This window comes from Hydrocarboniphaga sp. FW305-C-57 (assembly GCF_058783045.1).
Map to the genome: position 1 here is coordinate 94,250 of NZ_JBYSYG010000007.1, position 9,026 is coordinate 103,275.

General features: G+C 64.7%; 11 protein-coding genes. 10 read left to right on the plus strand and 1 reads right to left on the minus strand.

The features are described 5' to 3' along the window. Positions 1–5: 5 nt before the first annotated feature. Complete coding sequence (locus tag AC3WUM_RS15240; RefSeq protein ID WP_043211263.1) at positions 6–935, minus strand: LysR family transcriptional regulator; 930 nt, start codon at positions 933–935, stop codon at positions 6–8. 116 nt (positions 936–1,051) lie between these two features. Between AC3WUM_RS15240 and AC3WUM_RS15245 the strand changes: the two genes are divergently transcribed. The 10 genes from AC3WUM_RS15245 (at position 1,052) to AC3WUM_RS15290 (ending at position 9,015) form a co-directional block, all read left to right on the plus strand. After that, positions 1,052–1,816, plus strand: a complete 765-nt coding sequence (locus AC3WUM_RS15245) for a 3-oxoacyl-ACP reductase family protein (RefSeq protein ID WP_196694144.1) — start codon at positions 1,052–1,054, stop codon at positions 1,814–1,816. A 106-nt stretch (positions 1,817–1,922) separates the two neighbouring features. Beyond that, positions 1,923–2,537: an NADPH-dependent F420 reductase gene (locus AC3WUM_RS15250; RefSeq protein WP_492411171.1), complete on the plus strand. Its 615-nt coding sequence runs from the start codon at positions 1,923–1,925 to the stop codon at positions 2,535–2,537. 34 nt (positions 2,538–2,571) lie between these two features. Next, the gene (locus AC3WUM_RS15255; protein ID WP_492411172.1) at positions 2,572–3,342 is read left to right on the plus strand and encodes an alpha/beta hydrolase; all 771 of its coding nucleotides are present in this window, start codon (positions 2,572–2,574) and stop codon (positions 3,340–3,342) included. Positions 3,343–3,405: 63 nt separating this feature from the next. Then, entirely contained in the window at positions 3,406–4,317 is a 912-nt protein-coding gene (locus AC3WUM_RS15260; RefSeq protein WP_043211258.1) for a LysR family transcriptional regulator, read from the plus strand. Positions 4,318–4,346: 29 nt separating this feature from the next. Next, positions 4,347–4,622: an EexN family lipoprotein gene (locus tag AC3WUM_RS15265; protein ID WP_492411173.1), complete on the plus strand. Its 276-nt coding sequence runs from the start codon at positions 4,347–4,349 to the stop codon at positions 4,620–4,622. 236 nt (positions 4,623–4,858) lie between these two features. Further along, the gene (locus AC3WUM_RS15270) at positions 4,859–6,862 is read left to right on the plus strand and encodes a conjugal transfer protein TraG (RefSeq protein ID WP_492411174.1); all 2,004 of its coding nucleotides are present in this window, start codon (positions 4,859–4,861) and stop codon (positions 6,860–6,862) included. Further along, a complete protein-coding gene (locus AC3WUM_RS15275; protein ID WP_492411175.1) occupies positions 6,859–7,323 on the plus strand; it encodes a CopG family transcriptional regulator in 465 nt (154 codons plus the stop codon). The genes AC3WUM_RS15270 and AC3WUM_RS15275 overlap by 4 nt, the downstream gene beginning before the upstream one ends. Further along, a complete protein-coding gene (trbB, locus tag AC3WUM_RS15280; protein ID WP_492411176.1) occupies positions 7,320–8,357 on the plus strand; it encodes a P-type conjugative transfer ATPase TrbB in 1,038 nt (345 codons plus the stop codon). Before AC3WUM_RS15275 ends, trbB begins: the two co-directional genes overlap by 4 nt. Continuing rightward, the gene (locus AC3WUM_RS15285; protein ID WP_492411177.1) at positions 8,354–8,746 is read left to right on the plus strand and encodes a TrbC/VirB2 family type IV secretion system protein; all 393 of its coding nucleotides are present in this window, start codon (positions 8,354–8,356) and stop codon (positions 8,744–8,746) included. Before trbB ends, AC3WUM_RS15285 begins: the two co-directional genes overlap by 4 nt. Then, positions 8,743–9,015 carry a VirB3 family type IV secretion system protein gene (locus tag AC3WUM_RS15290; RefSeq protein ID WP_041110926.1) on the plus strand — a complete coding sequence of 91 codons (273 nt, stop codon included), beginning with the start codon at positions 8,743–8,745 and terminating at the stop codon, positions 9,013–9,015. Before AC3WUM_RS15285 ends, AC3WUM_RS15290 begins: the two co-directional genes overlap by 4 nt. Positions 9,016–9,026: the final 11 nt, after the last annotated feature.

A 9,026-nucleotide genomic window follows, 5' to 3' on the forward strand; every position in this document is an offset into this window, starting at 1 on the left:
CACTGCTATCCCAAGCTGCCCGCGAAACGCCGTGCATAGTCTTCACGCTTGAATGCTTCGATCACGAAGTCAATGAAGACCCGCGTCTTGCCCGGCAGCAGATCGCGGCTGGCATAGTAAAGCGAGATCGCCCCGGCATCAGCCCACCAGCGCGGCAGAACCCGCACCAGCTCGCCCGACTCCAGCCACGGCAGAACATCGGCCACGGCGAGCATGGCAACACCTAAGCCCAGCCGCGCCGACTCTCTCAGCGCGGCAGGATCATTGACCACCACGGCCTCGCGCATCACTGCGGCAACTTCATCGCCCTGCGCATTGCGCATGTTCCAAGTACGGATGCGGCCCGACGAAAGCGAGCGCATAACGACACCATCCAGCTCTATCAGACCAGAAGGATCGGCTGGTAGCGTGTGTCGGGCCAGATACGCGGGAGATGCAACGGCGATGATGTGCGCCGGCGCCAGTGTTCGGGCGACCACGCCCGGCGCCAGCTCGAATCCACCACCGATTGCGGCGTCGTAGCCTTCAGCGATCAGGTCTACCGCACGGTTCTCGAAATGCCACTCGGGTCGGATGCGGGGGTAGCGTTGCAGGAACTCCGGCAGTAGCGGCAGTAAATGGCTCATCCCGAAGGTTGGCGCCAGACTGATCTTGAGCACGCCTGCGGGCTGGCCGTCTTCTGCCGATACCGCCGCGATGGCGTTCTGCAAAGACTCCAGATTGCCACCAATCGCGGTCAGGAATGACTCACCAGCCTCGGTCAGCGTCAGCTTGCGGGTCGAACGCTGGAACAGCCGCACTCCCAAATTGCGCTCCAGCATGGCCACGTTGCGACTCACCGCAGCCGGAGTGAGCGCAAGCCGCCGCGCCGCAGCCGAGAAGCTGCCGCTCTCGGCACTGCGCACGAACGACTCTAGGTTTGCCAGCGTCTCCATTTCCCAATATTAAACGAACACTTGAAAATAATCCAAGCGATTTGCCACTAATCAAGAGGCAATGAAAGGGGGAAAGTCACTCCACCGAATCCCTCGGCAACCAACCGGAGTGAACCATGAGCAACGTAACCCCTTCCCAATCCCTTCCCCTGGCCGGCAAGACGGCTCTCGTGACCGGCGGCTCGCGCTCGATCGGAGCGGCCATCGCCAAGCGTCTGGCAGCCGATGGCGCCCAGGTCGCCTTTACCTATGTCGGCTCGCCCGCGCTGGCCGAAGAAACCGCCGCCGCCATCGAGTCGGCTGGCGGTCGGGCGCTGGCCATCCTGGCCAACTCGGGTGAACCCGACGCCGTGCGTGCCGCCGTCACCAAGACGGTCGAAACCTTCGGTGGCCTGGATATCCTGGTGAACAACGCCGGCATCGCGTTGGGTGGCCCGATCGAGCAGATCAAGTTCGAGGACTACCAGGCGATGATCGCCGTCAATGTCACCGGGGTCTTCGTCGCCACGCAGGAGGCCGTGCGCCACATGAAGGACGGTGGCCGCATCGTCCACATCGGCAGCTCGATGACGAAGTACGCCTCGTTCCCCGGCGCTTCGCTCTACACGCTGACCAAGGGTGCCGTCACCGGCTTCAACCGCAGCCTGGCGCGCGATCTGGGGCCGCGCGGCATCACGGTCAATACCGTGCATCCCGGCCCCACGAACACCGACATGAACCCGGCCGATGGCGACCTGGCCAAGGCGCTGATCCCGCACATGGCGGTCGGTCGCTACGGCCAGCCGAACGAAATCGCCAACGTCGTGGCGTTCCTTGCCAGCCCGCAAGCCGCGTTCGTCACCGGCGCCGACATTCTGGCCGACGGCGGCTTCACGTCCTGAGTGACCTTGGAGCGGGCCGCTGGCCCGCTCCATAGCCCAAGGGCGGCTTCAAGTCAGAGCACACCCGTAATCACCCACATCGTCACATTTCTTCGAGGAAATCATCATGAGCAAGTCGTCTTCTTCCATCGGCATCATTGGCGCGGGCAACATCGGCACCGCCTTCGCCCGTGCGCTGGCACGCCGGAACATCCCTGCCATCCTGTCCAACAGCCGCGGGCCGGACAGCCTGCAAGCGTTGGTGCAATCCATCGGCCCCAGCATCCGCGCTGGCACCCGCGAGGAAGCTGCTGCACAGCCCGTCGTGCTGGTCGCCGTGAACTGGTCGAAGCTCCCGGGCGCTCTTGCCGGGTTGCCGGACTTCGGCGGGCGCGTCGTCATCGACGCCAACAACCCGATCGAGGCGCCGCTGTTCAAGCCCGCCGAGTTGCATGGCCGAGCATCGAGCGAGGTGTTCGCTGGTTTGGTGCCGGGCGCGCGCGTGGTCAAAGCGTTCAATCATCTGCGCCCCGAACTGCTCGCCGCCGATCCGGCGGAACGCGGTGGCCAGCGTGTGCTGTTCTTCGCTGGCGATGATGCGCAGGCCAAGGCGGAAGTGGGCGCGCTGATCGGTCGGCTGGGCTTCGCCGGCATCGACCTCGGCACGCTGGCCGTGGGCGGTCGCCTGACGCAATTCCCGGGCGGGCCGCTGCCAACGCTCGAACTCGTGCGGTTCGGCTGAACCCTGCGAGATGGATACAACCAAGGAGTCCATCATGTCCAAGACAATTCTTTTCATTCATGGCGCCTGGCTGACCCCGACTGTCTGGCAACCCTGGCAGCAGCGGTATGAGGCTCTCGGCTATCGCACGCTCGCACCGGCATGGCCGCTGCTGGATCGTTCGGTACAGGCTCTGCGCGACACGCCCGACGGTGCTATCGGCAAGCTGACACTGGGACGCATCGCCGATCACTATGCAGCCATCATCGCCACGCTGCCCGAACCGCCAATCCTCATCGGCCACTCCTACGGCGGACTCGTGGCGCAAATGCTGCTCGACCGTGGTTTGGGGGCAGCGGCTGTTTCGATCTCGCCGGCACCGGCGGCGGGTATCAAGCCTGGCTCCAAAGCCTTCCTGGCAGCCCTTCCGGTGTTCCTGGCCTGGCGTGGCTGGAGCCGGGCACTGAGGATGAGTTTCAAGGGATTCGCACGCGACTTCACCAATGGGCTCAGTCCTGAAAGGCAGCGCGAGGCGTTCGACCGTCATGTTGTGCCGGCGCCGGGCCGCATCTACTACCAGTCGGTGCTTGGTATTGGCTCCTCGATCCAGTGGAGCAAACCCGACCGCGCGCCCCTGCTGCTGGTCAGTGCGGAGAACGACCGTACCGTCGAACCCGGCATGGTGAAGCAGCACTTCAAGCGCTACCGCGCTTCCACTGCAACGACGGAACTGCGCGAGTTCGCAAACCGTGGGCACTGGTTGATTGCCGGAGATGGCTGGGAGGAAGTTGCGGATGCCGCGCTGCAATGGGTGCAGTCACGTTGAAAGTCAGAAAAATCGGATAGACAGGGAGCAACGGTAACGCTGCTCCCTGCAAAGGAGCAGGTTATGGAGTTTCGCCATCTTCGTTGCTTCATCGCAGTCGCAGAGGAGCTGCACTTCGCTCGCGCGGCCGAGCGGCTGCATATGGAACAGTCACCGTTGTCACGTGCCATCAAGGAGCTGGAAGAGGAGCTTGGCGTTACGCTGTTTGCCCGCACCACTCGCAGCACCAGGCTAACCCGCGCAGGCGAGCTTTTTCTTGAGCATGTTCCCCGCGTATTTACCTCTCTCCAGCAGGCCCGAGACAGCGTGCAGGCAGCAGTCAATGGCTTTCATGGACAGTTGCGTATCGCGCTATCCGACGGCATCACCCCTTCACGCTTACCCGCACTGCTCGCACTGTACCGACAGGAGGAACCGGAAGTTGAGATCCGGCTATTCGAGGTGCCGCTATCGCAGCAGATCAAAGGACTGCAAAGCGACCTGTATGACATGGGATTCGCACAGTCTGATGAGGTAGGTGACGAGATCATCGCCGAAGCTGTTTGGGGCGACCCGCTGATGGTGGCGATTCCGGCACGGCATCCGTTGTTGAAGCACAAGCGAATTCCACTGGATGAAGTTCTGCGCTTTCCCTTGGTGTTGGGCGATCCGCATGTTTGCGAGGGCTATGCGCGCCAGATAGATCGCCTGCTCCGGCGACTGGATCAGGAACCTTTGGTAGCGGAACGGGTGGCCTCATTCGATCTGATGATGGCGCTGGTGTCGGCAGGATTCGCTCTAGGGCTTGCTGGTGCATCGCAGTTCGCCACCTGCCGAGAGACGGGCATTGTGGCCCGCCCATTGGCGGGAAGCCCGCCAACGCTAACGACATACCTGCTACGTCCCGGCGCCAGCACATCAGAGACCCTTTCTCGCTTCATAGCACTGGCCAATTCGATTGAGTCGCCTGACGACAACAAGCCCGCGCCACTTTGATGAATCATCACCTTGGAGGACACCCAGCCATGAAAGTGCTTATCTCGCTATTGATCGCCATGACCCTGGTTGCCTGTGGTCAATCCGAAACGCCTCAGAAGACCACTGATTCGACAGCCATCCCGACAGTGGAGGAACTCGCGGCCAACCTTGAACGGCTCAAGGAACTGCGTCGGCAGTGCAAGACGGATCGCCCCAAGCTGGGTGACGTACTGTGCAACCGGGTCGCCGAAGCCACGCGCAAGCGGTTCTACGGCGACGGCGAAACGCCCTATACACCGCCGAAAGAGTCGCCAAAGTTCTGATTGTTGGCCGCTCGCCGATTCGCCTTCACTTTATTTCTCGACACGCCGCAATGCGCCCGCGCTTGCGGCGTTTTTCTTTGGCTCGCCACCGCACTCATTCTTTCTTTTTCCTCGACCTTTCTGCTCTAAACGGTCTTTGACCGGCACTGACCCGGCACCGATCCTGACGCCTGCGGCACGCCTTTGTGCCGCTTCTTCCATGAGGAATCAGCGCAGGAGAAATCGGAGGCCAGGTCATGCAAGGGACGAACGTGCTGTTCGGTCAGATCGCCGTGGTGTTCGGCATCGTGATCGCCGGAGTGTGGGGCGCCACACAATGGACAGCAGCCGCCCTTGGCTATCAGCTACGCCTTGGCTCGCCCTGGTTCGATTTTCTTGGCACGCCGATCTACCACCCGTGGAAGCTGTTTGAATGGTGGTTCTTCTTCGGTGCCTATGCGCCGGAGGTCTTCGACACGGGCGGCGCCATTGCTGGCGCCAGCGGCATGGTCGCGGTGGTCGTCGCCATTGCCATGTCGGTATGGCGCTCCCGCCAAGCGCGCCTGGTCACGACCTACGGCTCTGCGCGCTGGGCGAACGCGCAGGACATTCGCAAGGCCGGCCTCACGCAGCCTGCCGGCGTGTTCCTGGGCCTGCACGATCGCCAATACCTGCGGCATGAAGGCCCGGAACACGTCCTGACCTTCGCGCCCACGCGCTCGGGCAAAGGCGTGGGCCTGGTGGTGCCGACCCTGCTGTCATGGCCGGCCTCGGCCGTCATCCACGACATCAAGGGCGAGAACTGGCAGATCACCGCCGGCTGGCGCAGCCGATTCAGCCACTGCCTGCTATTCAACCCGACCTATGCGAAGTCGGCGGCCTACAACCCGCTGCTGGAGGTGCGGCGCGGCGCGCATGAGGTGCGCGACGTACAGAACATCGCGGACATTCTGGTCGATCCCGAAGGCGCACTGGAGAAGCGCAACCATTGGGAAAAGACTTCGCACGCGCTGCTGGTCGGGGCCATTCTGCATGTCCTCTACGCAGGCGAAGACAAGACGCTGCGCGGCGTCGCCAACTTTCTGTCCGACCCGGCCAGCCCGTTCGAGCTGACCTTGCACCGGATGATGACCACGCCGCACCTCGGCGCTGGGCCGCATCCGGTCGTCGCATCGGCGGCGCGTGAAGTGCTCAACAAGAGCGACAACGAACGCTCGGGCGTGCTGTCCACGGCCATGTCGTTCCTCGGCCTGTACCGCGATCCCACGGTGGCCGAAGTCACTTCGCGCTGCGACTGGCGCATCGCTGACCTGATCGCGGCCGAGCATCCGGTATCGCTGTATCTGGTGGTGCCGCCTTCGGACATATCGCGGACGAAGCCGCTCATTCGCCTGATCCTCAACCAGATCGGGCGGCGCCTCACCGAATCGCTCGATGGTTCCGATGGCATCGCGCGCCGCCACAAGCTGCTGCTGATGCTCGATGAGTTCCCGGCGCTGGGGCGCCTGGACTTCTTCGAGACAGCGCTGGCCTTCATGGCGGGCTACGGCATCCGCAGCTTCCTCATCGCGCAGTCGCTCAACCAGATCGACAAGGCGTATGGGCAGAACCACTCCATCCTCGACAACTGCCATGTGCGCGTGACGTTCGCCACGAACGACGAGCGCACCGCCAAACGGATCTCCGAGACGCTGGGCACGGCCACCGAGTTGCGCGCGCAGCGCAACTATGCGGGCCACCGGCTCGCGCCGTGGCTCGGGCATCTGATGGTGTCGCGCCAGGAAACCGCGCGGCCACTGCTGACGCCGGGCGAAGTCATGCAGCTTCCGCCTGACGAGGCCGTGGTGATGGTGTCCAGCGTGGCGCCGATCAAGGCCAAGAAGCTGCGCTACTACGCGGACAGCAATTTCAAGCGGCGCGTGCTGCCGCCGCCTGCGCTGGCGGACGGGCAGTACGCGGACGCGCCGCCGTCGCGTTCGGACGACTGGAGCGGCCTGGCTATTCCCGCTGTGCCCGTCGCGCCTGCGGCCGATGCCGCCGAGGGCTTCGTTGCCTCTGCCGACGACGGAGGCCCGCGCCGTCAGCCCGAACTCTCGGAAGCCGTCGTCTACGCCCCCGAGTTGGCCGTGCCTGCGGCCGACCTCGCGCTGCTCGATGACGACGACGACCTGCCGCTTCCCCTTCCTCGCCAGCTCGACCCCGCCATGCAGCGCACGGCGCGGCTGGCTTCCCTCGACCCCAACGACGGAATCGAGCTATGAGCCACTACCGCCTCAATCTGTTCATCCAGCCCGAGCACGCCAAGCGACTGGACGAGCTGGCCGCCAAGAAAGGCGTGTCCAAGTCGTCCATCGTCGCCGCTGCCTTGGCGTGCTGGTTGTCGCCGGACGCAGCAGATCAGCGCGAGGCGGCCATTGCCAAGCGGCTGGATCGCCTGTCGCGCCAAGCCGAGCGCCTGGAGCGCGACCAGAACATCCAGATCGAGACGCTGGCGCTGTTCATTCGCTACTACCTCACGGTCAGCACGCCAGTCCCCGAAGCGCACCAAGAGGCCGCTCGCGCCCAGGGCAAAGCGCGCTTCGAGCAGTTCGTTGAACAGTTGGGTCGCCACCTGCTACGGGGGCGAAGCCTGGTGCGCGACGTGGTGGAGGAGTTGCATCCCGACCCGATGCGGATGGAAGACGCGGCGGCAGCCGCGCAAGCGCGGGAGCGTGCGTCATGAGCGCCGCTCCGCAGTCCATGAGCGCCACGTCGCTTGACCGCCGCATCCAGATGCTGCGCACGGCGATGGGGCCGCTGATCGCCACCGCGCTGGAAGACCCGGACGTGGTGGAAATCATGCTCAACCCCGATCGCACCCTTTGGGTGGATCGGCTTTCCAGTGGGCGCGCACCAATGGACGTGGAACTGCCCGAGGCAGACGGCGAACGAATCATCCGCCTGGTCGCAGCCCACGTCGGCGCGGAAGTCCATCGCGGCCAGCCACTGCTGTCCGCCGAGTTGCCCGAAACGGGCGAACGCTTCGAGGGCATCTTGCCACCGGCAGCGCCAGGGCCGGCCTTCGCGCTGCGCAAGCGCGCCATCGGCGTGATCCCGCTGGAGCGGTACGTCATCGACGGGATGATGACCAACGCCCAGGCAGGCTTTCTCGTTCGCGCCGTGCGCGAGCGGCAGAACGTGCTGATCGCCGGCGCCACCAGCAGCGGCAAGACCACGCTCGCCAATGCTTTGCTCGCCGAAATCGCCGCTACCGGCGACCGCGTGTTGGTGCTCGAAGACACGGTGGAACTGCAATGCGCGGCCCGCGACCACGTTCCGCTGCGCACCCGCGCAGGCGTGGTGTCGATGACCGAGCTGGTGCGCTCGTCCATGCGCCTGCGGCCTGATCGCGTCGTCGTTGGCGAAGTGCGCGGCGCCGAGGCACTGGATCTCATCAAGGTGTGGGGCACCGGCCATCCGGGCGGTATCGCCACGATCCATGCTGGCTCCGCGCTCGGCGCGCTGCTGCGCCTGGAGCAACTGATTCTCGAAGTGGCGGTGAACCCGCCCCGTGCGCTGATCGCCGAGGCGGTCAACGTGGTGATCCACATCGGCGGGCGCGGACGCAAGCGCCGCATCGAGAGCATCGCCCGCGTTATCGGCTTCGACGGCGTGGGCTACCAACTGGCGGACGCGATGGATGCGCCGTTTCCCGAGCCGCCACCGCCATCCCACCTTCCTTCCCCGTCGCTCAACCACCCTGGAGAACTGCCATGACGCAGATGCACGTTCCTGCTTTCCGTGTTTCCGTAAATCCGCTTCCGCGCCCGTCCGGCTTGGCCCGGCTGCGCAACCTGGCCCGCCCTGCGGAGCAAGGGCTGCTGCTGGCCGCGCTGCTGCTGTTCCTGGCCGGCACCGCGCAGGCCGCCGGTTCCTCGATGCCGTGGGAGGGGCCGCTGCAATCCATCCTCGAATCCATCCAGGGGCCGGTGGCGCGCATCGTGGCCGTCATCATCATCATCGCCACGGGCCTCGCGCTCGCCTTCGGCGACACGTCGGGCGGATTCCGCAAGCTGATCCAGATCGTGTTCGGTCTGTCCATCGCCTTCGCGGCTTCGAGCTTCTTCCTGTCGTTCTTCAGCTTCTCCGGCGGGGCAGTCGTATGAGCGCCCCGGACGCCTTTGCGGACGGCTTCGAGGTGCCGCTGCATCGCTCGCTGACCGAGCCGATCCTGCTGGGCGGTGCGCCGCGCACCGTGGCGATCGCCAACGGCACGCTGGCCGCTGCTGTCGGGCTGGGCCTGCAACTGTGGATTCCCGGTGTGGTGCTCTGGATCGTCGGCCATTCGCTGGCGGTATGGGGTGCGCGCGTCGATCCGCAGTTCATGCAGGTCTTCGCGCGACACATCAAGCACCGCCCGCTGCTGGACGTGTGAGGGGAGGACGC